General features: G+C 71.0%; 23 protein-coding genes and 1 tRNA gene. 11 read left to right on the forward strand and 13 right to left on the reverse strand.

The features are described from left to right. Positions 1 to 60 precede the first annotated feature (60 nt). Positions 61 to 999, forward strand: coding sequence for a cysteine synthase A (gene cysK, locus AB3M82_RS02335; protein WP_412955374.1), 939 nt, complete (start codon positions 61 to 63; stop codon positions 997 to 999). Between the two features lie 10 nt (positions 1,000 to 1,009). Then, on the forward strand, positions 1,010 to 1,573 hold the full coding sequence (gene epsC / locus AB3M82_RS02340; protein WP_412955375.1) for a serine O-acetyltransferase EpsC: 564 nt from the start codon (positions 1,010 to 1,012) through the stop codon (positions 1,571 to 1,573). 7 nt (positions 1,574 to 1,580) lie between these two features. Here epsC and AB3M82_RS02345 read toward each other — a convergent pair whose 3' ends face one another. The 6 genes from AB3M82_RS02345 to lysA form a co-directional block, all read right to left on the reverse strand. After that, on the reverse strand, positions 1,581 to 1,991 hold the full coding sequence (locus AB3M82_RS02345) for a hypothetical protein (protein WP_412955376.1): 411 nt from the start codon (positions 1,989 to 1,991) through the stop codon (positions 1,581 to 1,583). Positions 1,992 to 2,020: 29 nt separating this feature from the next. Next, positions 2,021 to 3,100 carry a peptide chain release factor 1 gene (gene prfA / locus AB3M82_RS02350; protein WP_412955377.1) on the reverse strand — a complete coding sequence of 360 codons (1,080 nt, stop codon included), beginning with the start codon at positions 3,098 to 3,100 and terminating at the stop codon, positions 2,021 to 2,023. An 11-nt stretch (positions 3,101 to 3,111) separates the two neighbouring features. Further along, entirely contained in the window at positions 3,112 to 4,989 is a 1,878-nt protein-coding gene (rho, locus tag AB3M82_RS02355) for a transcription termination factor Rho (protein WP_412955378.1), read from the reverse strand. 166 nt (positions 4,990 to 5,155) lie between these two features. Then, positions 5,156 to 6,085 carry a homoserine kinase gene (gene thrB / locus AB3M82_RS02360; RefSeq protein WP_412955379.1) on the reverse strand — a complete coding sequence of 310 codons (930 nt, stop codon included), beginning with the start codon at positions 6,083 to 6,085 and terminating at the stop codon, positions 5,156 to 5,158. 2 nt (positions 6,086 to 6,087) lie between these two features. Continuing rightward, entirely contained in the window at positions 6,088 to 7,392 is a 1,305-nt protein-coding gene (locus AB3M82_RS02365) for a homoserine dehydrogenase (protein ID WP_412955380.1), read from the reverse strand. 21 nt (positions 7,393 to 7,413) lie between these two features. After that, positions 7,414 to 8,832: a diaminopimelate decarboxylase gene (gene lysA, locus AB3M82_RS02370; protein ID WP_412955381.1), complete on the reverse strand. Its 1,419-nt coding sequence runs from the start codon at positions 8,830 to 8,832 to the stop codon at positions 7,414 to 7,416. Between the two features lie 149 nt (positions 8,833 to 8,981). On the opposite strand from lysA, the gene AB3M82_RS02375 reads away from it, so the two are divergent. Next, positions 8,982 to 10,019 carry a YhjD/YihY/BrkB family envelope integrity protein gene (locus AB3M82_RS02375; RefSeq protein ID WP_412955382.1) on the forward strand — a complete coding sequence of 346 codons (1,038 nt, stop codon included), beginning with the start codon at positions 8,982 to 8,984 and terminating at the stop codon, positions 10,017 to 10,019. Between the two features lies 1 nt (position 10,020). Here AB3M82_RS02375 and AB3M82_RS02380 read toward each other — a convergent pair whose 3' ends face one another. Both AB3M82_RS02380 and argS read right to left on the reverse strand, forming a co-directional pair. After that, the gene (locus tag AB3M82_RS02380; protein ID WP_412955383.1) at positions 10,021 to 10,869 is read right to left on the reverse strand and encodes an LmeA family phospholipid-binding protein; all 849 of its coding nucleotides are present in this window, start codon (positions 10,867 to 10,869) and stop codon (positions 10,021 to 10,023) included. A 37-nt stretch (positions 10,870 to 10,906) separates the two neighbouring features. After that, complete coding sequence (gene argS, locus AB3M82_RS02385) at positions 10,907 to 12,571, reverse strand: arginine--tRNA ligase (RefSeq protein ID WP_412955384.1); 1,665 nt, start codon at positions 12,569 to 12,571, stop codon at positions 10,907 to 10,909. A 70-nt stretch (positions 12,572 to 12,641) separates the two neighbouring features. On the opposite strand from argS, the gene AB3M82_RS02390 reads away from it, so the two are divergent. The 3 genes from AB3M82_RS02390 (at position 12,642) to AB3M82_RS02400 (ending at position 14,783) form a co-directional block, all read left to right on the forward strand. Continuing rightward, a complete protein-coding gene (locus AB3M82_RS02390) occupies positions 12,642 to 13,448 on the forward strand; it encodes an SGNH/GDSL hydrolase family protein (protein ID WP_412955385.1) in 807 nt (268 codons plus the stop codon). A 16-nt stretch (positions 13,449 to 13,464) separates the two neighbouring features. Continuing rightward, a tRNA-Arg gene (locus AB3M82_RS02395) sits at positions 13,465 to 13,537 on the forward strand. A 151-nt stretch (positions 13,538 to 13,688) separates the two neighbouring features. Then, a complete protein-coding gene (locus AB3M82_RS02400) occupies positions 13,689 to 14,783 on the forward strand; it encodes an alpha/beta fold hydrolase (protein ID WP_412955386.1) in 1,095 nt (364 codons plus the stop codon). Positions 14,784 to 14,821: 38 nt separating this feature from the next. Here AB3M82_RS02400 and AB3M82_RS02405 read toward each other — a convergent pair whose 3' ends face one another. Next, the gene (locus tag AB3M82_RS02405; RefSeq protein WP_412955387.1) at positions 14,822 to 16,258 is read right to left on the reverse strand and encodes a maltokinase N-terminal cap-like domain-containing protein; all 1,437 of its coding nucleotides are present in this window, start codon (positions 16,256 to 16,258) and stop codon (positions 14,822 to 14,824) included. Between the two features lie 35 nt (positions 16,259 to 16,293). Next, positions 16,294 to 18,063: a maltose alpha-D-glucosyltransferase gene (gene treS / locus AB3M82_RS02410; protein ID WP_412955388.1), complete on the reverse strand. Its 1,770-nt coding sequence runs from the start codon at positions 18,061 to 18,063 to the stop codon at positions 16,294 to 16,296. A gap of 156 nt (positions 18,064 to 18,219) precedes the next feature. On the opposite strand from treS, the gene AB3M82_RS02415 reads away from it, so the two are divergent. From AB3M82_RS02415 to AB3M82_RS02435, 5 genes are all read left to right on the forward strand, one after another. Beyond that, positions 18,220 to 18,663 carry a GIY-YIG nuclease family protein gene (locus AB3M82_RS02415; protein WP_412955389.1) on the forward strand — a complete coding sequence of 148 codons (444 nt, stop codon included), beginning with the start codon at positions 18,220 to 18,222 and terminating at the stop codon, positions 18,661 to 18,663. A 40-nt stretch (positions 18,664 to 18,703) separates the two neighbouring features. After that, entirely contained in the window at positions 18,704 to 19,147 is a 444-nt protein-coding gene (locus AB3M82_RS02420) for a MarR family winged helix-turn-helix transcriptional regulator (RefSeq protein ID WP_412955390.1), read from the forward strand. A gap of 32 nt (positions 19,148 to 19,179) precedes the next feature. Further along, positions 19,180 to 19,602, forward strand: a complete 423-nt coding sequence (locus AB3M82_RS02425) for an organic hydroperoxide resistance protein (RefSeq protein WP_412955391.1) — start codon at positions 19,180 to 19,182, stop codon at positions 19,600 to 19,602. Between the two features lie 22 nt (positions 19,603 to 19,624). Continuing rightward, the gene (locus AB3M82_RS02430; RefSeq protein ID WP_412957989.1) at positions 19,625 to 20,602 is read left to right on the forward strand and encodes a zinc-binding dehydrogenase; all 978 of its coding nucleotides are present in this window, start codon (positions 19,625 to 19,627) and stop codon (positions 20,600 to 20,602) included. Between the two features lie 91 nt (positions 20,603 to 20,693). Next, complete coding sequence (locus AB3M82_RS02435; RefSeq protein WP_412955392.1) at positions 20,694 to 21,095, forward strand: RidA family protein; 402 nt, start codon at positions 20,694 to 20,696, stop codon at positions 21,093 to 21,095. A 6-nt stretch (positions 21,096 to 21,101) separates the two neighbouring features. On the opposite strand, the gene AB3M82_RS02440 is transcribed toward AB3M82_RS02435, so the two are convergent. From AB3M82_RS02440 to trmB, 3 genes are read right to left on the reverse strand one after another with little or no spacing between them, the layout of a single operon-like run. Next, positions 21,102 to 21,494, reverse strand: a complete 393-nt coding sequence (locus tag AB3M82_RS02440; protein ID WP_412955393.1) for a DUF1304 domain-containing protein — start codon at positions 21,492 to 21,494, stop codon at positions 21,102 to 21,104. Between the two features lie 47 nt (positions 21,495 to 21,541). Next, on the reverse strand, positions 21,542 to 22,375 hold the full coding sequence (locus AB3M82_RS02445) for a CPBP family intramembrane glutamic endopeptidase (protein WP_412955394.1): 834 nt from the start codon (positions 22,373 to 22,375) through the stop codon (positions 21,542 to 21,544). Further along, positions 22,372 to 23,097, reverse strand: a complete 726-nt coding sequence (gene trmB / locus AB3M82_RS02450; protein WP_412955395.1) for a tRNA (guanosine(46)-N7)-methyltransferase TrmB — start codon at positions 23,095 to 23,097, stop codon at positions 22,372 to 22,374. The genes AB3M82_RS02445 and trmB overlap by 4 nt, the downstream gene beginning before the upstream one ends. Between the last annotated feature and the right edge of the window lie 36 nt (positions 23,098 to 23,133).

Raw genomic sequence — 23,133 nt, forward strand, 5'->3', positions numbered from 1 at the left:
CGCCGCGCGCTCCCCTCCCCTTAGGCTGGAGTCCAGCGAACCGCAGAGGAAGGCTCTCCCATGTCCGGCATCCACTCCGACATCACGACCGCGTTCGGCAACACCCCGCTGGTCCGGCTCAACCGCGTCACCGAAGGCCTCGGTGCGAACGTCCTCGCGAAGCTCGAGTACTACAACCCGGCGTCCAGCGTGAAGGACCGTATCGGCATCGCGATGATCAACGCCGCGGAGGCCTCCGGCGAGCTGAAGCCCGGCGGCACGATCGTGGAGTCCACCAGCGGGAACACCGGCATCGCCCTCGCCATGGTCGGCGCCGCGCGCGGCTACCGCGTCATCCTCACGATGCCGGCCTCGATGTCGAAGGAGCGACGGATCCTCCTCAAGGCGTTCGGCGCCGAGATCGTCCTCACCGACCCCACCAAGGGCATGAGCGGGGCCATCGAGGTCACGAAGCAGATCGTCGAGGACACCCCCGGAGCCGTCTGGGTGCGTCAGTTCGAGAACGCGGCGAACCCGCAGATCCACCGCGAGACGACCGCGCAGGAGATCCTGCGCGACACCGACGGGGCCGTGGACATCTTCATCGCGGGTGTCGGCACGGGAGGCACCGTGACGGGCACGGGCCAGGCGCTGAAGGCGCACAACCCCGACGTGCAGGTGATCGCCGTCGAGCCGAAGGACTCCCCCGTGCTCAGCGAGGGCCACCCGGGGCCGCACAAGATCCAGGGCATCGGACCGAACTTCGTGCCCGCGATCCTCGACCGCGACGTGCTCGACGAGGTCATCACGGTCGAGTTCGCCGACGCCCTCCGCGTCGCCCGCGAGCTCGCCGCCAAGGAGGGCCTCCTCGTGGGCATGTCCTGCGGAGCGGCGACGTGGGCGGCGCTGCAGGTCGCGGCGCGTCCGGAGAACGCCGGCAAGAACATCGTCGTGATCCTCCCCGACACCGGAGAGCGCTACCTCTCCACTGCGCTGTTCGAAGACCTGCGCGAGGACTGACGCCCCGCGCATGATCGGACGAATGCGCGAGGACATCGCGGCGGCACGGCTCCGCGATCCGGCGGCGCGCACCGCGCTCGAGGTCGCCCTGCTCTACCCCGGCCTGCACGCGGCGTGGGCGCATCGCCTGTCCCACGCCCTCTGGAGGCGGCGCCTGCGACTGCTCGCCCGGGCGAACTCCCAGCTCGCGCGTTGGCTGACCGGCATCGAGATCCACCCCGGTGCGCGCATCGGCCGGCGGTTCTTCATCGATCACGGCATGGGCGTCGTGATCGGCGAAACGTCGGTCATCGGCGACGACGTGATGCTCTACCACGGGGTGACCCTCGGCGGCCGCTCGCGCACGACCGGCAAGCGGCACCCCACCCTGGGCGACGGCGTGGCCGTCGGCGCGGGAGCCAAGATCCTCGGCCCCGTGGTCATCGGCGCGCACTCGATCGTCGGGGCGAACGCCGTCGTGACGCGGGACGCGCCGGCGGGGAGCGTGCTCGTCGGCGTTCCCGCCAAACCGCGCCATCACACGCCCGGCGAAGACACCCGGGCGCTGCTCACCGCCCCGGACTACTCGATCTGACGCGCGATCAGCGGTCGCGGCGCGCCCGCTCCGCGCTCGGCCGCGGTCGGAGGAAGACCCGCCCGAGCAGCACCGTGCCGAGGGCAGTGACCACCCAGACGATCACCGCGCCGAGGATCCACCCGGTGGCGTCGACGATCCGCAGGCCCCCGAGCGGGAGCAGCACCACGATGAGCAGGGCGATCAAAGTCGAGATGATGCCGATCCCGCCGATCAGGGCCGGTGCGTACCGGTCGGTCACCCGGGTGATCAACGGCGAGAGGATGCTCTGCAGCACCGCGAAGATCACGATGCACAGCGCGAAGCCCCACCACCGCGCCCACTGGATGCGGAAGCCCTCCAGCAGGAGGTCCGCGACGATCAGCCCGACGCCCGCCGAGGCGACGTAGAGCAGAGCGCGCAGCAGAAAGGTGATCACGCGCCGAGCCTAGCGCGGGGTCCGGCGGTTCAGGACTCGGATCCGACGGCGGCCAGCCTCGCCTCTTCGTCGGCGGCGATCGCCGACTCGATGATCGGGCCGAGGGCGCCGTCCATCACCTGGTCGAGGTTGTAGGCCTTGAAGCCCGTGCGGTGGTCCGCGATCCGGTTCTCCGGGAAGTTGTAGGTGCGGATCCGCTCGGAGCGGTCCATGCCGCGGATCTGCGATCGCCGGGCGTCGGACGCTGCGGCATCCCGCTCCTCCTGCTGCTTGGCGAGGATGCGGGCACGGAGAACGCGCATGGCCGCCTCGCGGTTCTGCAGCTGCGACTTCTCGTTCTGCATCGACACCACGATCCCGGTGGGGAGGTGCGTGAGGCGGACCGCGGAGTCGGTGGTGTTGACCGACTGGCCGCCGGGGCCGGAGGAGCGGAACACGTCGATCTTGAGGTCGTTCTGATTGATCTCGATCTCGTCGGGCTCATCGACCTCGGGGAAGACCAGCACGCCGGTCGTCGAGGTGTGGATGCGCCCCTGCGACTCGGTCGCGGGAACGCGCTGCACGCGGTGCACCCCGCCCTCGTACTTCAAGTGCGCCCAGACGCCCTGCGCCGGGTCGCTGGACGAGCCCTTGATGGCGACCTGGACGTCCTTGTACCCGCCGAGGTCGGACTCGTTGCGTTCGAGCAGCTCGGTCTTCCACCCCATCGAGGCCGCGTACTGGATGTACATGCGCAGGAGGTCGGCGGCGAACAGGGCGCTCTCCGCGCCCCCCTCCCCCGCCTTGATCTCCATGATCACGTCGCGTGCGTCGTCGGGGTCGCGCGGGATGAGCAGCCGCCGCAGTCTCTCCTGCGCGCCCTGCACCTGCTCCTCGAGCGCCGGCACCTCGTCGGCGAACGCGTCGTCCTCGCGCGCCAGCTCGCGCGCGGCGTCGAGGTCGTCGGATGCCGCGACCCACGCCTCGTGCGCGGCGACGATCCGCGACAGCTCGGCGTACCGCCGGTTGACGCGCTTCGCCCGTGCCGCGTCGGCGTGCACCGCCGGGTCGGAGAGCTCCTCCTGCACCCGGCGGTGCTCGTCGATCAGAGTCTGGACGGACTCGAACACACCGGCTCCGCTCAGCGGATGTTGTTGTCGTGCGCGCCGGAAGGCAGAGTCGGGATGGACTTCTGCATCTGCACCAGGAACTCGACGTTGGACTGGGTCTCCTTGAGCTTGCCGAGCACGACCTCGAGGGCCTGCTGGGTGTCGAGACCCGCGAGGGCACGACGCAGCTTCCAGGTGATCTTGACCTCGTCGGACGACAGCAGCATCTCCTCGCGGCGCGTGCTCGACGCGTTCACGTCGACCGCCGGGAAGATGCGCTTGTCGGCCAGGGCGCGGGACAGGCGGAGCTCGCTGTTGCCGGTGCCCTTGAACTCCTCGAAGATGACCTCGTCCATCTTGGAGCCGGTCTCGACGAGAGCGGTCGCGAGGATCGTGAGCGATCCGCCGTTCTCGATGTTGCGCGCGGCGCCGAAGAACCGCTTGGGCGGGTACAGCGCGGAGGCGTCGACACCGCCGGTGAGCACGCGGCCGGATGCCGGTGCGGCGAGGTTGTACGCGCGTCCGAGGCGGGTGATGGAGTCGAGCAGCACGACGACGTCGCGACCGAGCTCGACCAGACGCTTCGCGCGTTCGATCGCGAGCTCAGCGACCGTGGTGTGGTCCTCGGCCGGGCGGTCGAAGGTCGAGGCGATGACCTCGCCCTTGACCGTGCGCTCCATGTCGGTGACCTCTTCGGGGCGCTCGTCCACGAGCACGACCATCAGGTGCACCTCGGGGTTGTTCTGCGCGATCGCACCGGCGATCTGCTGCAGCACGATCGTCTTGCCGGCCTTGGGCGGCGCGACGATGAGGCCGCGCTGGCCCTTTCCGATCGGCGCCACGAGGTCGATGATGCGCTGCGTGAGCTTCTCGGGAGCCGTCTCCAGACGCAGGCGCTCCTGCGGGTACAGCGGCGTCAGCTTGCCGAACTCCACGCGGGTCGCGGCGTCGTCGATCGAGAGGCCGTTGATCGAGTCGACCTTGACCAGCGCGTTGTACTTCTGGCGCCCCTGCTGCTCGCCCTCGCGCGGCTGCTTGATCGCGCCGACGATCGCGTCGCCCTTGCGGAGGTTGTACTTCTTGACCTGGCCGAGCGAGACGTAGACGTCGCTCGGGCCGGCGAGGTAGCCGGTGGTCCGCACGAAGGCGTAGTTGTCGAGGACGTCGAGGATGCCGGCGATCGGGATCAGGACGTCGTCCTCGCCGATCTCGGTGTCGAACTCGTCGTTCGGGGTGCCGCTGCGGCGCTTGTTGCGCTGACGGTTGCGGCCGTTCGCGCCCGCCTGCTCGTCGTCCGTCGAGGGCGTCGAGGGCTGGTCCTGGGCGGAGCCGTTCTGTCCGCGCCCGCGGTTGCGGCTGCGGTTGCGGTTCCGGCTGCGACCGCCCTGCTCCTCGCCGGAGTCGCCGGAGCCGCCGGACTCGGCGGTCTTCTCCTCGGCCGGGGCGTTCTCCGCGGGCGCCGTCTCGACCGCGGTCGTCTCGGCGGCCGGCGCGTCGGACTCGGCCGCCTTCTTCGGCGCCCGGCGCCCGCGACCCGTCTTGGGTGCGTCGGCCGGAGCCTCGGCGGCGGCAGCGGGCTCAGCGGCAGGTGCGTCGGTGGACGGCTCCGCGGCGGAGGCCTCGGAGTCCGCCTTCTTGGCGCGCGAGCGTCGCGGCGCCTTGGCCTTCGGCGCGGCGTCGGCGCCCTCGGGGGCGTCGCCGCTCGCGGCGGGCGCGGCGTCTGCGGCCGGCGCCTCGGCGGCGGGCTTCTCGGCCGCCGGCGCCTTGTCGGCGGCGGACGCGGTCGTCGCACGTCGCGGTGCGCGCTTGCGTGCCGGTGCCGCCTGCGCAGGGGCGTCGCCGCTCGCTGCGGCCGGCGCCTCGACGGCCGGTGCGGCCTGTTCGGTCTGGGTCTCGGAGAGGTTCTCCACGAGTACTCCCTCTATGTCTCGGGATGTGAGCGGTGAACGTGCGCAACGGGTGCTGCGCACGATCGCACGGGCTGACGCTCGGCGTCAGCCGGCCTTGGCACGTATGCCGTGAGGATTGGCGTGCGGGTCTTGCAAGAGGTGCAATGGGGCCAGATTCACGAAGAAGTTACGTGGAGCCCTCCGCTCGATCCCCCACTGTACCACCACGCACATCGACGGCGAGCAGGAGCGATTCCCACGGAGTGTCGGTGACGCGGTCGGCGAGTTCCACGGCGTCGAGACGGCTGCCCGGACCGTCGGCGAGCACCAGCACGCTCGGACCCGCGCCCGAGACCACCGCGGCGAACCCCGCCGCGCGCAGCGACTGCACGAGTCGCTGCGTCTCGGGCATGGCGCCGGCCCGGTAGTCCTGGTGCAGGCGGTCGGCCGTGGCATCGAGGAGCAGCTCCGGGCTCTGCGTCAGCGCCGCGATCAGCAGGGCCGACCGGGAGACGTTGAAGACGGCATCCGCGGTCGAGACCTGCGGAGGCTGCAGCGAGCGCGCCTGCGAGGTCGACATCGTGTACGCCGGAACCAGGACCAGGGGCGAGACGCCGCGGTGCACGAGCAGCTTCTTGTGCTGGGGGCCGCGCTCGCCCATCCAGGCGATCGTCAGGCCGCCGAAGAGCGCCGGAGCGACGTTGTCGGGGTGCCCTTCGATCTCGGTCGCGAGTCGCAGCAGCGCGGTGTCGTCGAGGTCGACGTCACCCGCGAGGAGCCCCTTGGCGATGAGCACGCCGGCGACCACGGCGGCCCCGGAGGACCCCAGGCCGCGGCCATGCGGCACGCCGTTGTCGGCGACGATCCGCAGACCGGGCATCGGCCGGCCGGCGTCCGCGTAGACGTGCGCCACCGTGCGCACGATGAGGTTGGACGCGTCGCGCGGGATGTCCGCCGAGCCCGAGCCGGCGACCTCGATCTCCAGCTGCCCCGCGGGGAGCTCGGTCGCCACGAGCGTGTCGTAGACGCTGAGCGCCAGCCCGAGGGTGTCGAACCCGGGCCCGAGGTTGGCGCTCGTCGCCGGGACGCGCACGTCGACGGTGCGTCCGACGGCCATCGTCACTCGCCTTCCACGCGCAGCACCGACACGACGCGCTCGACGACCGAGCTGTCGGCCAGGGCCGCGACGGCGGCGCTCAGGGCGTGTTCCGCCGCGCGGTGGGTGCCGATGATGAGACGAGCCGTGGGCTCCTCCTCGCCTTCGACCGTCTGCACGATCGTGGCGACCGAGACGCCGCCGTCGCTAAGGATCCCGGCGACGGTGGCGAGGACGCCCGTGGCGTCGGCGACCTCGAGGGTGATCTGGTAGCGCGTGATCACGTGCCCGATCGGCACGACCGGGAGGTTGGCGCGGGTGGACTCCCCCACGCCGACGCCGCCGGCGATGTGCCGGCGCGCGGCGGACACGACGTCGCCGAGCACGGCGGAGGCGGTCTGCACGCCGCCGGCGCCGGCGCCGTAGAACATCAGGGAGCCGGCGGCCTCGGCCTCGACGAAGACCGCGTTGTTCGCCCCGTGCACGGAGGCGAGCGGGTGCGAGTTCGGCACGAGGGCCGGGTAGACGCGCACCGAGATCGATTCGGTGCCGTCGACGGTGAGCCGCTCGCACACCGCGAGGAGCTTGATGACGAAGCCGGCGGCCCGGGCCTCGGTGATCATCGACGCCGTGATCGCGGTGATGCCCTCGCAGTGGACCGCGGCCAGGGGCACGGCGGTGTGGAAGGCGAGGCTGGCGAGGATCGCGGCCTTCTGCGCGGCGTCGTGCCCCTCGACGTCGGCCGTCGGGTCCGCCTCCGCGTAGCCGAGACGCTGGGCGTCGGCGAGCACGTCGGCGAAGTCGGCGCCCTCGGTGTCCATGCGGTCGAGGATGTAGTTGGTCGTGCCGTTGACGATGCCCATGATGCGCACGATGCGGTCGCCGGCCAGCGAGTCGCGCAGCGGGCGGATGATCGGGATCGCCCCCGCCGCCGCCGCCTCGTAGTGCACGGACGCCCCGACGCGGTCGGCGGCCTCGAAGAGCTCGGGGCCGTGCGTGGCGAGCAGCGCCTTGTTGGCCGTCACCACGTCGGCGCCCGAGCCGATGGCCTGCAGGATGCTGGTGCGGGCCGGCTCGATGCCGCCCATGAGCTCGATGACGATGTCCGAACCCACGATCAGCGACTCGGCGTCCGTGGTGAACAGCTCGCGGGGCAGGTCGACGTCGCGCGGGGCGTCGACGTCGCGCACCGCGATGCCCGCGAGCTCGAGGGAGGCGCCGGCGCGATCCGCGAGCTCGTCCCCGTGTCGGAGCAGGAGGTCGGCGACCTGGGATCCGACCGCTCCGGCGCCGAGCAGCGCCACTCGAAGTCGTCGGTAGTCAGCCATGATTGCTCCTTCGGGGGTGGGTCATTTCTCTCCCTCGGGGGCGGATGCCCCGTCGATGCCCGCGTCCCGCGACAGGAGGTCGTCGAGGGTCTCGCCCCGGACGATCACCCGCGAACGGCCGTCGCGCACGGCGAGGACCGGCGGACGCGGAACATGGTTGTAGTTGCTCGCCAGCGAGACGCAGTACGCGCCGGTGACGGGGACGGCCAGCAGATCGCCCGGCACGAGATCGGCGGGCAGGTACTCGTGGTCCACCACGATGTCGCCGGACTCGCAGTGCTTGCCGACCACACGGCTCAGCTGCGGTTCGCCGTCGCCCCGGCGCGACGCGAGCCGGGCGGAGTACTGGGCGCCGTACAGCGCGGGCCGCGCGTTGTCGCTCATGCCGCCGTCGACGCTGATGTACCGCCGCACGGCGCCCGAGGCGATCGTCACGTCCTTGGTCGTGCCCACCTCGTAGAGCGTGACGCCCGCGGTGCCGATGATCGCGCGACCGGGTTCGAACGACAGGGCCGGGACCGGGATGCCGCGGGCGGCGCAGCCCTCGGCGACGGCGGACACGATCTCCGCGGCGAGGACGTCGATCGGCGTCGGGTCGTCGACGCGGGTGTAGGCGATGCCGAACCCTCCGCCGAGGTTGAGCTGCGGCACGGGCCCGTCCTGCAGCAGCGCCGCGTGCAGCTCGAGCAGGCGCGACGCGGACTCGCGGAACCCGGCGACGCCGAAGATCTGCGACCCGATGTGGCAGTGCAGGCCGGCGAACTCGAGTCCCGGCACCTCGCGGATGCGGGCGACGGCCGCCGCGGCATCCTCCAGCGGGAATCCGAACTTCTGGTCCTCGTGCGCCGTCGCGAGGAAGTCGTGGGTCTCGGCGTGTACGCCGCTGATGACGCGCACGAGCACGCGCTGGACCGCATCCCGCCGTGCCGTGATCGCCGCGAGGCGCTCGATCTCGATGGCGCTGTCGACGATGATGCTGCCGACGCCGACCTCGACGGCCCTCTCCAGCTCGGCCACGGACTTGTTGTTGCCGTGAAAGCCGAGCGATCCGGGGGCGACACCCGCGGCGAGCGCGATCTCGAGCTCGCCCCGTGTGCAGACGTCGACGCGGAGGCCCTCGTCGATGACCCACCGGGCGACGGTCGTGCTCAGGAACGCCTTGCCCGCGTAGTAGACCTGGGCGGTGGTGCCGGCGTCGGAGGCGGCGCGCTCGAAGGCGAGCCGGAACGCCCGCGCGCGCGTGCGCACCTCGTCCTCGTCGATCACGACGACCGGGGTGCCGTGGGTGCGGACGAGCGATGCGGCGCTGACGCCGGCGAGCACCAGGCCACCGTCGTCGTCTCGGACGGCGGAGGCGGGCCACACACCGGCCGCGAGGTCGTTCGCGTCCTCGGGCACGGTGAGCCAGGCGGGAGCGAGCGAGTCGGCAGGGGGAAGCAACGATCACCAATCGTGGAGCGGGTCTCGGGCGGAATCGCACATCGAGGATGACCCCGATTCTAGGGCACCGTCGCGGACCCCATTGCCATGGTGACGACCCCCGCGCAACCCCTGTCCGCCCGGGGCGCGGCGCTCCTAGAGTGGCAGTGATGGAAGACTCGACGACGCCCGGTTCGACCGCCCGCACGCCCCTCATCCCCCGCCTCGTGGCGGCGGTGATCCGCTGGGCGCTGATCCGGAAGCCGGTGCGCGCCTTCCTGCTGTACAGCGAGCGCCGCGGGGCCATGCTCGCCGACAGCATCACCTACCGCGCCCTGTTCAGCGTATTCGCCGGGGTGCTGCTCGGATTCTCCGTGGCCGCGCTGTGGCTCTCCGGCAACCCGGCCGCCTGGAACGCGATCATCGACGCCGTGCAGTCGGTGGTCCCCGGTCTCATCGGCGAGGGCGGTGTCATCGATCCGGCCGACCTCACGCAGCCCGCATCCCTGTCGATCGCCGGCATCATCTCGATCATCGCCCTGCTCGGGGCGGCGCTCGGAGCGGTGGGCTCGCTCCGCACGGCCGTGCGCGTGGTCGCCGGCACGGCGCAGAGCGACATCCTGTTCATCTGGGTCATCCTCCGCAACCTCGCCCTGGCCATCGGCATCGGGGTGTCCTTCGTCGCCGCCGCGCTCGTCACGGTGGTGGGACGCATCGGGATCGGCTGGCTGAGCGACCTGTTCGGTCTCCCCGCCGACTCCCCCGCCACGGCATGGGGCGTCCGGATCGTCTCCCTCCTGGTGGTGTTCGCGGTCGACGTGCTGCTGATCGTGGCCGTGTTCCTCCTGCTGTCCGGTGTGCGCCCGGCCGCACGTTCGCTGTGGACCGGCGCCCTGCTCGGCGGCGCGGGACTGCTCGTGCTGCAGGAGCTCTCCTCGCTGTTCGTCGGCGGCGCCACCAGCAATCCCCTGCTGGCCTCCTTCGCGTCACTGCTGGCCCTGCTGATCTGGCTGAACCTCTCGGCCCAGGTCATCCTCATCGCCTGCGCGTACATCGTCACCGGCGAGGAGGAGGCCCGCGATCGTGTTCGCGCCCGCTTCGGCGCCACCACGTTCCCGCAGCGGCGCGTTCAGCGTGCCCAGGTCGACGTCGAGATCGCCACCGCCGAGCTCCGCGAGGCGCAGGAGGCGGCTCGCGACGCGTCGTGACTCAGGAGGCCGGGCACACGCCCTTCTCGAGGAGAGCGGGATCGGTGGCGATCGCTCCGTCGACGTCCACATCGATGACCGCCTCGTCGCCGACGATCGCGACGCCGGTGAGGGTGAGTCCGGCCGGCAGCTGATCAGCGATGCAGATGCGCCGCGACTGCGTGAGATTCTGTCCGATCGAGCCCAGGTCGGCTCCGACCTGCGACGCCTCGATCTCGACACCACCCACCGAGACCCGGACCGGCGTCAGCTCGAGGTCTCCCTCGACGGCTCCGGGTGTCAGGGTGAGGGAGAGCGGCACCTCGATGCCGAAGACGGCGATGGCCCCGCCCACGGTGGCGTTCGGCTCCGCGAACTCCACGGTCTCGATCGGCAGATCGGTGGAGGCGAGCAGCGACGTGAACTGGTCCTGATCGATGCGGATCGTCCCGTCCGCGCCGCCCAGGTCGCCGCCCCGCAGCGGCACGCCCGTCGCGGTCACGTCGACCGCGCCCGTGACGCCTTCGAGCGTGACCGCATCGGTCGACAGGCGAAGGGTGTCGAGGCGTCCGGCGATCAGCTGCGGCAGCAGGATGCCGTCGGCATCGACGTCGAGCTGCTGATCGGCGGGCAGATCGAGCTGCTCGATCACGAGACCGCGCACGATGCCGGGCAGCATCGAGCGCGCCGCGAACTCCGCCGCGACCACAAGGGCTGCGAGGACCAGCACCACGACCAGCACGACCCAGGGCCACCGCCGACGCCGACGGCCGCTCCGCGGTTCGTCGACGGGGTCCGCGCCGGGGATCACCAGCGTCGGATGCTGGGCGTCCGGCTCCGGGTACGGCAGGGTCTCGTTGCGATCGCTCATGCTGCCATCCTCTCCTGCCGCCCCGGACGCCGGTCGCTCACATGCGTTCGGGCGCGGAGACGCCGAGAAGGTCGAGCCCGTTGCGGAAAACCTGACCCGCCGCGTCGTTGAGCCACAGGCGCGTGCGGTGGACGCTCTCGATCGGGTCGTCGCCCTGCGGGATCACGCGGCAGTTGTCGTACCACCGGTGGTAGAGCCCGGCCAGTTCCTCGAGATAGCGGGCGATACGATGCGGCTCACGCACCTCGGCGGCGAACGCCACGATGCGGGGGAACTCCTGGAGGGCTCCGAGGAGGGCGGCCTCCGTCTCGTGCGTGAGCGTCTGCGGGGCGAACTCCGAGCGGTCGACTCCCGAGTCCCCGGCGTTGCGGCTCACGTTGTGGGTGCGGGCGTGCGCGTACTGCACGTAGAACACGGGGTTGTCGTTCGTGCGCTTCTGCAGCAGCTCGGGGTCGAGGTCGAGCGGCGAGTCCGCCGGCGAGCGCTCCAACGAGTAGCGCAGAGCATCCGTCCCGAGCCAGTCGAGCAGGTCGTCCATCTCGATGATGTTGCCTGCGCGCTTGCTGAGGCGGGCGCCGTTGATCGACACCATCTGGCCGATCAGCACCTCGACGTTCTTCTCGGGGTCCTGGCCTGCGGCGCCCGCGACGGCCTTCAGGCGGTGCACGTAGCCGTGGTGGTCGGCGCCGAGCAGGTAGATCTTGTTCTCGAAGCCGCGGTCGCCCTTGTTGAGGTAGTAGGCGGCATCGGCGGCGAAGTACGTGTACTCGCCGTTCGAGCGGCGGATGACGCGGTCCTTGTCGTCGCCGAAGTCGGTGGTGCGCACCCACACCGCGCCGTCCTCGTCGAAGACGTGTCCCTGCTCGCGGAGGCGGTCGACGGCCTGGTCGATGAGGCTCGTGCCCGAGGAATCCTTCGCGTGGAGCGTGCGCTCGGAGAACCAGACGTCGAACGGAACGTTGAAGCGGTCGAGCGAGTGCTTGATCTCGGCCAGCTGGTACTCGTAGCCGCGGTCCTGCGCGACCCGCAGCTGCTCCGCCTCGGGCAGGTCGAGCAGGTCGGGGCGCGCCTCGAGGATGCGTGCGGCGAGCGTCGCGATGTACTCCCCGGGATACCCGCCCTCGGGGGTCGGCTCGCCCTTGGCGGCGGCGACCAGCGAACCGGCGAAGCGGTCCATCTGGGCGCCGGCGTCGTTGATGTAGTACTCGCGCACCGCGCGGGCGCCGCTGGCCAGGAGCAGGCGCACGATCGCGTCACCCAATGCCGCCCAGCGTGTGTGGGCGATGTGCAGCGGGCCCGTGGGGTTCGCCGACACGAACTCCACGTTGACGCTGACCCCCTCCTGCGAGCTGTTGGTCCCGTACGCGGAGCCCGCCTCGACGATGGTCTTCGCGAGCGCGCCGGCGGCGGCGGCGTCGAGACGGATGTTGATGAAACCGGGGCCGGCCACCTCGGCGCTCGCGATGCCGTCGACGCGCATCAGGCCGTCGACGATCTGCTGGGCGAGCTCCCGGGGGCTGGCGCCCAGCGGCTTGGCCAGGCGCATGGCGATGTTCGAGGCCCAGTCGCCGTGGTCGCGGTTGCGCGGCCGCTCGAACACGATGTCGGATGCCGTGAGCTCCAGAGGCTCGCCGGGGCGTCGCTCGTCCGCGAGGGGGGTCAGGACGGAGAGGAGGGCTGCGGCGAGCGTTTCAGGATTCATAGACCCCCCAGTTTACGGCGCGGCGCGGGGCCGAATTTGCGGAGCGGCCTTCGTGACTTACCCTCATGCCATGACCGCCGCTTCCGCCCGCCGACGACTGCGCCTCGCCGGTGCGTCCGTCGCCCTGACGCTCGCCGTCGTCGCCGGGGTCCTGGGCGTCTGGCGCCCCTGGGCGCCGCTCCCCGCCGCGGCCCCCGTCGGCGCGGCGGAAGGCGAGCCGACGGCCGCGATCGCTCCGGCGCCGCTCGCGCTCCCGGACCACCCGCGCGTCCTCGTCTTCGGCGACTCCTGGACCTACGGCTCGGCGGCCTCCGACCCGACGCTCGGGTACGCGTACGTGCTCGCCGATCTGCTCGACGGCGAGACGGTCGTCGACGGCGGCCGAGGCAGCGGCTACCTCAAGCCCGGACTCGACCGTCCGCCCTTCGGTGAGCGCATCGCAGCCCTCGACCCGGGCATCGATCCGGATCTCATCGTCATCCAGGGCTCCATCAACGACCGGGCCCAGGGCGAGGCGGGCTACCGCGAGGCGGTCGATGCGGCGTGGGACGCCATGGCGGCGAAGTACCCGGAGGCGACGATCGTGATCCTTGGACCGGCTCCGCACGAGCTGCCGATCGGCGAGGGCACCGCCCGCATCGACGCGGACCTGGCGGATCGTGCCGCCGCCCGCGGTTGGTGGTACATCTCCCCCATCGCCGAGGACTGGATCACCGAGCAGAACTACCTGGCAGTCATCGACGTCGAGATCGGGCGCAAGCATCCGTCCACCGACGGGCACCGCTACCTCGCCGAGAGGCTTGCTGCCGACCTCGATGCGCTGACCGGCGCGCCGGTCACCGTGGCCGGTGGTTCGGAGACCACCCCCGAGCAGTGATATCGTCGTTCGGTACGCCTCCGTAGCTCAGTGGATAGAGCGCCGGTTTCCGGTACCGTAGGTCGCAGGTTCGACTCCTGTCGGGGGCACACGATTCATCCGCGCGGGTCCGTCTCGCGCGGAGCACGTCACGAAGAGAAGCCGCCTGGTATCCAGGCGGCTTCTCTTCGTTCACCCTCGTTCGGGCCGGCGGGTCCGCCCGTCACCGTCGGCCCCGCCGTATCCTGACGAGGGGAGGCGATGATGGCGCACACGTTCGAGAGGACACCGCCCGAGGCGATGGCCGATCTGAGGCTCCGCCTGGAACGCCTGCGACGCGTCTCCCTGGTCGATCCCACGCCCGACCGGGGCATCGCGATCGACGAGCTGGATCGGCTGCTCGCGCACTGGCGAGACGGGTTCGACTGGTCACGGCACGAGGCCCGCATCGCGGCGTATCCGTGGGTGCAGACCGCCTCCGCCGCGACGCCGGTCCGCGCGATCGTGCGCAAGGCAGAGGCCGACGCGCCGGTCGTCCTCCTCCTGCACGGCTGGCCCGACTCCGTGCTGCGCTTCGAGAGACTCTTCCCGCTCCTGCCGGACGTGACGCTCGTCGCTCCCGCCCTCCCGGGCTTCCCCTTCGCCGCACCCGTCGCGCAGGGCGGCCTGTCCTCGATAGAGATGGCCGATGCCGTGGCCGTCGCGATGACCGAGTTCGGCTTCGACCACTACGTGGTCTCCGCTGGCGACGTGGGGTGCGACGTCGCCGAGGCCCTCGCGGCCCGGCACCCCGACGCGGTGACGGCGATGCATCTCACCGATGTCTCGCAGTACCACTTCCTCGTCGATCCCCCGGACGACCTGGATGCGAGCGAGCGCGCGTACGCGGCCCGCGGCCACGCGTGGCAGGCGGCCGAAGGCGGCTACATGCACGAGCAGTCCACCCGTCCCGTCACGGTGGCCGTCGGGTTGGGCGACTCCCCCGCCGGGCTCGCCGCATGGATCGGCGAGAAGCTGATGCGCTGGACCGACTCGGACGGACGATGGGGAGACGTCTTCACCCTCGACGAGGCACTGACCTGGATCTCGGCCTACTGGTTCACCGGGACCATCGGCACCTCGTTCGCGCCCTATGCCCTCGCAGGACCGAAACCCTGGCCACGGATCGACGCCCCCTGCGTGTTCACGATCTTCTCGCACGACCTCGTCAACGCGCCGCGCCGGTTCGCGGAGCGCTTCTTCCGCGTCGTCGCCTGGCGCGAGTTCCCGCTCGGAGGCCACTTCGCCGCGTGGGAGCGTCCGGCGGACTACGCCTGGGGCGTCCGGCGCGCACTCGAGGTGTCCAGGCGGGACTGAGAAGGGCCGCTCTCACGAAGCGGCCCTTCTCGCGTCGCTCAGCCGATGTCCGGCCGTGTCTGCTCGAATTCCTCGAACGCGGCCAGCGGGATCCCGATCCAGCCGGGCCGGTTGCGCTTCTCGTACACCGCCTCGTAGACGGCCTTGTCGAGCACGTACGCGTCGAGCAGCACCCGGCGGTCGGCGGCGGAGCGTGCGGCGTCGGCATCCGAGGCCTCGTCGCCGGGCTGCTCCGCCTCGGCGAGCGCCGCGGTGTACGCGCTGAGGAAGCTCTCTCGGGCACGATGGGACCACTCCCTCGCCCGTGCCGCGCGGAGTTCCTTCTCCTCGTCCTGCTCGGGAGCGGTGCCGCCCTGCGACATCTCGACCACGCCGGGCGCGTAGTCGAAGGACCGCAGCATGCCGGCGACGTCGCGCCACGGCGAGTCCGGCAGGGCTCGCTCACCGAACGGGCGGCCGGGCTCCCCTTCGAAGTCGACGATGCGCCAGCCGTGCGAGGTGCGCAGGGTCTGGCCGAGATGCAGGTCTCCGTGCACGCGCTGGACGTCGAGTCCGCCGAGGTACGCCACGGCTCCGAACGCGGCGCGCAGACGCTCGGCATGCGGCTCGAGTTCCGGCACCGCGAGCAGCGCCCGATCGAGCCGTTCGGCGAGAGCGCGGGCGAGCTCGGCCGTCGCCTCGGCCCCGCGCCGCTCCGCAGGGAAGCGCTCGCGCAGCATGGCGTGCACTTCGGCGATGGCTGCTCCGAGCCGGGCGGCCTCGCCGGCGAAGTCGCCGCCGGACTCCTCGATGCTCTGCGCGGGGTCGGCGAGAAGGGTGCGCACGCTGCCGGTCGCGAGCTCGAAGCCGTCTGCCGCGGTGCGCAGGAACTCCTGCAGCATGGCGAGCTGCAGCACCTCTCCGTCGACCTCCGTCTCGATCCAGCCGTACAGCGCGGCGATGTGCTCGGAGTGCCCGCGGGTGAGCTCCTGGTGGATCTCGATGTCGGGGTTCACCCCCGGGCTGACCTTGCGGAAGAGCTTCATGATCGCCGTGTCGTCGAAGCGCACCGACGAGTTGGACTGCTCGCCCGAGATCGGCGACCCCCGGAGCGCCGCATCGAGCGGGTCGCCGCCCGCGACCCGCCGGAACCGCAGCCCGCCGACCTCGTGCACGCCCACCTGCTCGGCGCCGATGAATCCGTCCAGCCACAGCGACATCGCGTCGCGGTCGTGCACCGCGTCGAACAGGTGGTGCACGCGGCCGTCCGCCTCGACCGAGCCGATGAACGCGTGCCCGATGCGCTCCTCGAAGTCGTCGTAGCGGGCGAGCGGCACCTGATACTGCTCGGTGCCGGCCTCCTGATCCCCGTACTCGACGGTCACGAGGAAGACCGTGACATCGGGTCCGCGCTCGCCGCCGGGCACGTCGGCGAGCGCCTGCACGCGCGTCACGCGGAACGGACGGCTCTTTCCGGCGAACCAGCGGGTCCGCACCAGATAATCCTCCAGAAGGGAATGGTCGATCGCGATCACAGCATCCCCACCTCCTCTGCGTCGTCGGTCGTCGCCTGCAACTGGAACCAGAAGAACCCGTGCCCGCCCAGCGTCAGCAGGTACGGCAGCTCGCCGATCCGCGGGAACGGCACGCCGCCCACGAGCTCGACGGGGACGAGGCCCTCGAAGCGCCGCAGGTCCAGCTCCACCGGCTGCGGGAACTGGGACAGGTTGTTCACGCACAGGATGACGTCGACCGTGCCGTCGTCGTTCGTGTGCTCACGCGAGTACGACAGCACCGCCGGGTTCGAGCCGCCGAGATCGTTGAAGCTGCCGAGACCGAAGGCGGGGTGCCGCTTGCGCGCCTGGATCATGTGACGCGTCCAGTGCAGCAGCGACGACCGGTCCTCCTGCTGCGCCTCGACGTTCACGGCCAGGTACCCGTAGACCGGATCCTGCACGACCGGCCGGGTGAGCTTGCCGGGGTTCGCGGTCGAGAAGCCGGCGTTCCGGTCGGAGGTCCACTGCATCGGTGTGCGCACGCCGTCGCGGTCGCCGAGCCAGATGTTGTCGCCCATGCCGATCTCATCGCCGTAGTACAGCACGGGAGAGCCCGGCAGCGACAGGAGCAGGGCGGTGAACAGCTCGATGCGGTCGATGTCGTTGTCGAGCAGGGGCGCGAGGCGACGGCGGATGCCGATGTTCGCCTTCATGCGGGGGTCCTGCGCGTACTCGCTCCACATGTAGTCGCGGTCCTCGTCGGTGACCATCTCGAGCGTGAGCTCGTCGTGGTTGCGCAGGAAGATGCCCCACTGGCACCCCGAGGGGATGGGCGGCGTCTCGGCGAGGATCTCGCTGATGGGGTACCGCGACTCCCGGCGCACCGCCATGAAGATGCGGGGCATCACCGGGAAGTGGAAGCACATGTGGCACTCGTCGCCGCCGACCTCCGGGTCGCCGAAGTAGTCGACGACGTCGGCTGGCCACTGGTTCGCCTCGGCGAGCAGCACCCGGCCCGGGTACTCGGTGTCGACGACCTTGCGCACCTTGCGGAGGAACTCGTGCGTCTCCGGGAGGTTCTCGCCGTTCGTGCCGGGCCGCTCGTACAGGTACGGCACCGCGTCGAGCCGGAAGCCGTCGAGCCCCATGTCGAGCCAGAACCGCATGGCGTCGATCATGGCCTCGTGCACCTTCGGGTTGTCGAAGTTGAGGTCGGGCTGGTGCGAGAAGAACCGGTGCCAGAAGTACTGCTGGCGCACCGGATCCCACGTCCAGTTGCTCGGCTCGGTGTCGACGAAGATGATGCGCGCGTCCTCGTAGAGTTCGTCGGTGTCGCTCCACACGTAGAAGTCGCCGTACGGCCCCTCGGGGTCGCTCCGGCTCGACTGGAACCACGGATGCTCGTCGCTGGTGTGGTTCATGACGAAGTCGATGATGACGCGGATGCCGCGGGCATGCGCCTCGTCGAGGAACTGCTGGAAGTCCGCGGTCGTGCCCAGGTCGGACTGGATGCCCGTGTAATCGGCGACGTCGTATCCGCCGTCGCGCAGGGGCGACGGGAAGAACGGCGGGATCCAGAGGCAGTCGACTCCGAGCCACTGCAGATAGTCGAGCTTGTCGATCAGCCCGCGGAAGTCGCCCGATCCGTCGCCGTCGCCGTCCTTGAATGAGCGGACCAGCACCTCGTAGAACACGGCGGTCTTGAACCACTCGGGTTCCGGGCTCCCCGGGGTGTCGGGGAACGGCTCCTGCGTCAGGATGGGGATGGACGCGGTGGCGGGCGCCGGCTCTGCAGCAGTGCTCATGCAAGTCTCCTCACGCTCGGGGCGAGCATGCGCCCAACCTGTCACACCCGTCCGACCGGCGACCACCCCTTGCGCCCGTCGCCGACGAGGGTGTACCCGCGTGAGACGGCGGGGCGGGTCGGTGCGATGTCGGCCCCGGCGCGTACCGTCGAGGACATGTCGACGCCGCCCGCCCTTCCCGGCCCGTGCAACCTGTGCGGGAATCGCGCCGGGCGACGCACGGCGGACGGGTGGGAGTGCGCCACGTGCGGATGGCGTTTCGGCGACGCCCCCGACCCTGACCTCCCTCTCCCCCGCATCGACGTCGTCTACTACATCCGCTTCGACCGACGCGTGAAGATCGGGACGAGCCGGCGCCCCCGTCAACGGCTGTCCAGCATCCGTCACGAGGAGCTCCTCGCCTTCGAGCGCGGCGGGCGCGCGGTCGAGCAGCAGCGTCATCGCGACTTCGCGGCCGCGCGCGAGGGCGGCGAGTGGTTCACGCTCACTCCGGAGCTCGCCGCGCACATCCACCGGCTCCAGGCGGCCGGAGAGCCGTGGAACCTCTACGCGAGATGGCTGAGCGACGCGCTGCAGAAGGGAGACGAGGCCACCGGATAATCCGGTTGTGCACAATTCGATTGCGTGCAAGAGTTATCTCATGCCCGTGACCGATGAGATGGTCTGCTTCACGCTGTACTCCGCCGCGCGCTCGACGACGCAGGCGTACCGCGCCCTGCTCGCGCCGTGGGACCTCACCTATCCCCAGTACCTCGTGCTCGTGCTGCTCTGGAACGAGGGCGTCCAGACCGTGGGCTCGCTCGGCGACGCCATGCAGCTGGACTCGGGAACGCTCTCCCCGCTGATCCGCCGCCTCGAGAGCGCCGGTCTCGTGACGAAGCGCCGCCGCGCAGACGACGAGCGCGTCGTCGAGGTGGCGCCGACCGACCGCGGCCAGGAGCTCCGAGGGGAACTCGCCCACGTCCCGGCCGAGATCGCGCGACTGCTGGGCGTGCGCGACGACGCCCACCGGCGACGCCTCATCGCCCAGCTCCACGAGCTCACCGCGCTCCTCCCCGGCGCGGACGACCGCGCGAACCGCTGACCCTCCCTCCACCCCCAGAAAGGAACCGACACATGGAAGCCCTTTACACCGCAGAGGCCCTCGCCACCGGAGCAGGCCGCGACGGCCGCGTCGCCACGAGCGACCGCCGTCTCGAATTCGACCTGGCCGTGCCGAAGGAGATGGGAGGCCGCGGCGACGGGGCGAACCCCGAGCAGCTCTTCGCCGCCGGATACGCCGCCTGCTTCCACTCGGCGCTGCAGGCCGTCGCCCGGGCGCAGAAGGTCACCCTCACCGACTCCTCGGTCGGTGCCCGGGTGCAGATCGGATCGAACGGCGAAGGCGGATTCGGCCTCGCCGTGCAGCTCGAGGTCGTCCTTCCCGAGCTCCCCCACGACCAGGCCCAGGCGCTCGCCGATGCGGCGCACCAGGTCTGCCCGTACTCGAACGCCACCCGCGGCAACATCGACGTCACGATCACGGTGTCCGATGACTGAGCCGCGCAGTACTCCGACGACCATGCGCGCCCTCGTGCACTCCTCGTTCGGCGAGGCGGAGGACGTGCTCCGCCTCGAGGAGCGACCGGTCCCGACGCCCGGCCCCGGACAGGTCCTGCTCCGCGTCGTGCTGTCCCCGATCCACAACCACGATCTGTGGACGATCCGCGGCACGTACGGCTTCGTGCCCGATCTCCCCGCCCCCGCGGGCACCGAGGCGCTCGGCATCGTCGAAGCGCTCGGCGAGGGGGTCGAGCATCTCCAGATGGGCCAGCGCGTGGCCACCGGCGGCACCTTCGGCGCCTGGGCCCCGTACCTCGTGGCGCACGCGGCCGGCCTCATCCCCGTGCCGGAAGGACTCTCCGACGAGAGCGCCGCGCAGCTGGTGTCGATGCCGTTCAGCACGATCAGCCTGCTGCAGTCCCTCGACGTCGCCGAAGGCCAGTGGATCGTCCAGAACGCGGCGAACGGCGCGGTCGGCCGCATGCTCACGCAGCTCGGCGCCGCGCGGGGTGTCCGCGTGCTCGGACTCGTGCGGCGCGCCGAGGGGGTCGAGGAGCTGCGTTCCCAGGGCATCGAGAACGTCGTCGCGACGGATCAGGACGGCTGGCGTGAAGAGGTCGCGCGGCTCCTGGACGGCGCGGAGCCCGCGGTGGGAGTCGACTCTGTCGGCGGTGCAGCCTCCGGGGAGGTGCTCTCGCTCCTCGCCGAGGGCGGCACCCTCGTCGCCTTCGGCGCGATGGGCTCCCCCGTCATGGAGCTCGCCTCCGGAGACGTGATCTTCAAGCAGGCGACCGTGAAGGGGTTCTGGGGCAGCAAGGTGATCCAGCAGCTGGATCCGGCCATCCGCGCCGAACTGTTCGGCGAACTCATCCGGAGGGTCACCGACGAGACCCTGACGCTCCCGGTCGCCGGTGTGTTCGATGCGGCGGACGCCGCCGACGCCGTACGGCTCAGCAAGAGCGCGGGGCGCGTCGGCAAGGTTCTGCTGCGCTTCTGACGCATGGCGGGACGAGGCGGGCGGCACGCTCGCCTCGTCCCGCACCCGGGCGCCTCTCAGCAGTGTCAGTGGCCGAGGGCATCATCTCGGCATGGACATCACACTCCTCAGCCCTCCGGGGCTCGTCACCAGCCCCGCGTTCAGCCACGTCGCCGTCGTGCCCCCGGGTGCCACGACCATTCACGTCGGGGGGCAGAACGGCGTGGACGAGAGCGGCGCCATCGTCTCGACGGATGCCGGCGAGCAGGCCCTGCGTGCCGTGCGGAACGCCGCCACGGCGCTGGAGGCCGTCGGCGCCGCCTTGGACGACGTCATCCACTGGACCGTGCTGATCCATCAGGACGCCGATCTCCGCGCCGCATACGGGGCCGTGGCCGGCGAGCTCGCACGCGACGGCGCTCCGCCGCTGGTGACGGCCGCCGTCGTGGTCGCACTCGGTGTCCCGGGCGCCGTGATCGAGATCAGCGCGGTCGCCGCGGTGCTCCGCGACTGAACCCGCTCACGCGATCGCGACGCCCACGGCCGTGACGACGACGGCCAGCAGCGGCAGCGTGCCCTGCATCGCGGCCGCCCGCGCCTTCGTGCGGTCCGAGAGCACGAGCACGAGCGCGGCGGCGAGCATCATGCCCGTTCCCGCGAACGTCAGCGTCAGCCCGATCGTGGTGAAGCCGAACAGCACGAAGCCGATCCCGAACAGCGTCGTCAGCGCCAGGAACAGGTTGTAGAAGCCCTGGTTGAACGCCAGCTGCTTCATCGTGACGGCATCCGCCTCGCTCGCGACACCGAAGATCCGGCGCGTCTCGGGCTCCGTCCACTTCAGCGATTCGAGGGCGAAGATGAACACGTGGAAGGCGGCGGCAGCCGCCGCGAGGACCAGACCGGCGATGAGCATGCTCCGATTCTCGCGCCCCGCGGCGACCCGCGGCAATCAAAGACGAGTCAGACCAGGAAGATCGGCAGCAGCCCCGGATTGTGCGCGTGCACCAGCACACCGAACACCACGGCGTCGAACAGCAGGTGCACGGTCACCACGTACGCCAGCGAATGCGTCCGGAGGAAGATGAAGCCCTGCAGCAGTGCGAACGGGATCGTCAGCACCGGGCCCCACTCGCGATAGCCGAGCTCCCACAGGAACGAGACGAACACCACCGACTGCAGCACGTTCGCGAGCGCATCCGGGAAGTGCCGGCGCAGGAGCGCGAACACGGTGCAGATGAAGAACAGCTCGTCCCAGATGCCCACGGCGCCGACGCCCACGAAGAGTCGCGCGATCAGGTCGGGCGTGTCGACGACCGGCCAGTTCTGGTACACGCCGCTCGTGATGAAGTAGAACGGCAGGATCGCCCAGCCGAGCACCAGCACGGCGACCAGCCAGCCCCACTGCAGGCGACCCCAGCGACGATGCGCACGCCAGGGGAATGAGATCGCCCGATCGCGGTACACGAAGCGGGAGACCGCGTAGGGCACGGCCACGGCACCGCCCAGCGCCAGCGTGAACCGGAGCATCGCCAGGTTGTCGAGCTCGGCCGCGAGCGGGATCACGCTCACGATGAGCAGCCCGAGCGCGATGAGCGACAGGTCGCGGGTCAGCGAGGGCGTGGATGCCGCGATCCGTCCGCGCTCGAGCCAGGCGGCCGCCCCGATGCCGAGCGCGAGGAGCAGCCAGCCCACCCACGGCACCTGCAGCACGAAGAACGCGGGCGCCGCCGCGCACACCAGGACCGCGGGCGCGATCGCCGGACCGACGACCACCGAGCGCGGTGCGGCACTCACGCGCGGGGCCGACGTCGATAGACGAGGTCGCGGATGTCGCGGCCCTTGGCGATGCCCTTGCGCTCGAAGGCGGTCATCACGCGCCCCTCGAAGCGATCCGCCCACTCACCGGCGAAGGCGCGCTCGAACAGCGGCTCGCCGTCCAGCACCTCGCGCATCTGCAGCGCGTAGTCCTCCCAGTCCGTCGCGAGGCGGAGCAGACCGCCGTCGGCGAGGGCGCGGGCCGCGTTGTCCGCGAATCCGGGGCGCACGAGACGCCGCTTCGTGTGCTTCTTCTTGTGCCACGGGTCGGGGAAGAAGATCCAGACCTCGGCGGCCGCCGCCTCGGGCAGGTACGACGAGAGCACCTCGGGGGCGTTCGCCTCCACCACCCGCAGGTTGCGGGCATTCTCGCGGTCGGCGTCGAGCATCGTCCGGGCGAGGCCGGCGCGGAAGACCTCCACCGCGAGGAAGTCCTCGTCCGGGCGCGAGGTCGCGGCGGCGACGATCGCGTGGCCCTGTCCGGATCCGATCTCCACGATCAGATCGGCCTCGCGTCCGTACTCCGCGGCGACGTCGAGCCGCGCCTCGGGGTGCACCGACGTCCAGGCGACATCCCGCGGAACGTCCAGCAGGTAGTGCGGCGCGAGGTCCGAGAAGGCGCGCTCCTGCGCCTCGGACATCCGCCCGCTCCGGCGCACGAAGGACACGGGCTCGTCACGGAAGGTGCGGGGTTCGGGCATGGTTCCAGGGTAGCCGCGGAACCTTCGCGCCCCGTG

It is taken from the genome of Microbacterium californiense (assembly GCF_047246625.1).
Classification (GTDB): domain Bacteria; phylum Actinomycetota; class Actinomycetes; order Actinomycetales; family Microbacteriaceae; genus Microbacterium.

Excerpts from the sequence above, each read along its gene's own strand:
- cysK (WP_412955374.1), top strand. The coding sequence starts at position 61 with ATGTCCGGCATCCACTCCGACATCACGACCGCGTTCGGCAACACCCCG.
- epsC (WP_412955375.1), top strand. The coding sequence starts at position 1,010 with ATGATCGGACGAATGCGCGAGGACATCGCGGCGGCACGGCTCCGCGAT.
- thrB (WP_412955379.1), bottom strand. The coding sequence starts at position 6,085 with ATGGCCGTCGGACGCACCGTCGACGTGCGCGTCCCGGCGACGAGCGCC.
- AB3M82_RS02365 (WP_412955380.1), bottom strand. The coding sequence starts at position 7,392 with ATGGCTGACTACCGACGACTTCGAGTGGCGCTGCTCGGCGCCGGAGCG.
- AB3M82_RS02375 (WP_412955382.1), top strand. The coding sequence starts at position 8,982 with ATGGAAGACTCGACGACGCCCGGTTCGACCGCCCGCACGCCCCTCATC.
- AB3M82_RS02380 (WP_412955383.1), bottom strand. The coding sequence starts at position 10,869 with ATGAGCGATCGCAACGAGACCCTGCCGTACCCGGAGCCGGACGCCCAG.
- argS (WP_412955384.1), bottom strand. The coding sequence starts at position 12,571 with ATGAATCCTGAAACGCTCGCCGCAGCCCTCCTCTCCGTCCTGACCCCC.
- AB3M82_RS02390 (WP_412955385.1), top strand. The coding sequence starts at position 12,642 with ATGACCGCCGCTTCCGCCCGCCGACGACTGCGCCTCGCCGGTGCGTCC.
- AB3M82_RS02400 (WP_412955386.1), top strand. The coding sequence starts at position 13,689 with ATGATGGCGCACACGTTCGAGAGGACACCGCCCGAGGCGATGGCCGAT.
- treS (WP_412955388.1), bottom strand. The coding sequence starts at position 18,063 with ATGAGCACTGCTGCAGAGCCGGCGCCCGCCACCGCGTCCATCCCCATC.
- AB3M82_RS02415 (WP_412955389.1), top strand. The coding sequence starts at position 18,220 with ATGTCGACGCCGCCCGCCCTTCCCGGCCCGTGCAACCTGTGCGGGAAT.
- AB3M82_RS02420 (WP_412955390.1), top strand. The coding sequence starts at position 18,704 with ATGCCCGTGACCGATGAGATGGTCTGCTTCACGCTGTACTCCGCCGCG.
- AB3M82_RS02425 (WP_412955391.1), top strand. The coding sequence starts at position 19,180 with ATGGAAGCCCTTTACACCGCAGAGGCCCTCGCCACCGGAGCAGGCCGC.
- AB3M82_RS02430 (WP_412957989.1), top strand. The coding sequence starts at position 19,625 with ATGCGCGCCCTCGTGCACTCCTCGTTCGGCGAGGCGGAGGACGTGCTC.
- AB3M82_RS02435 (WP_412955392.1), top strand. The coding sequence starts at position 20,694 with ATGGACATCACACTCCTCAGCCCTCCGGGGCTCGTCACCAGCCCCGCG.
- AB3M82_RS02440 (WP_412955393.1), bottom strand. The coding sequence starts at position 21,494 with ATGCTCATCGCCGGTCTGGTCCTCGCGGCGGCTGCCGCCGCCTTCCAC.
- trmB (WP_412955395.1), bottom strand. The coding sequence starts at position 23,097 with ATGCCCGAACCCCGCACCTTCCGTGACGAGCCCGTGTCCTTCGTGCGC.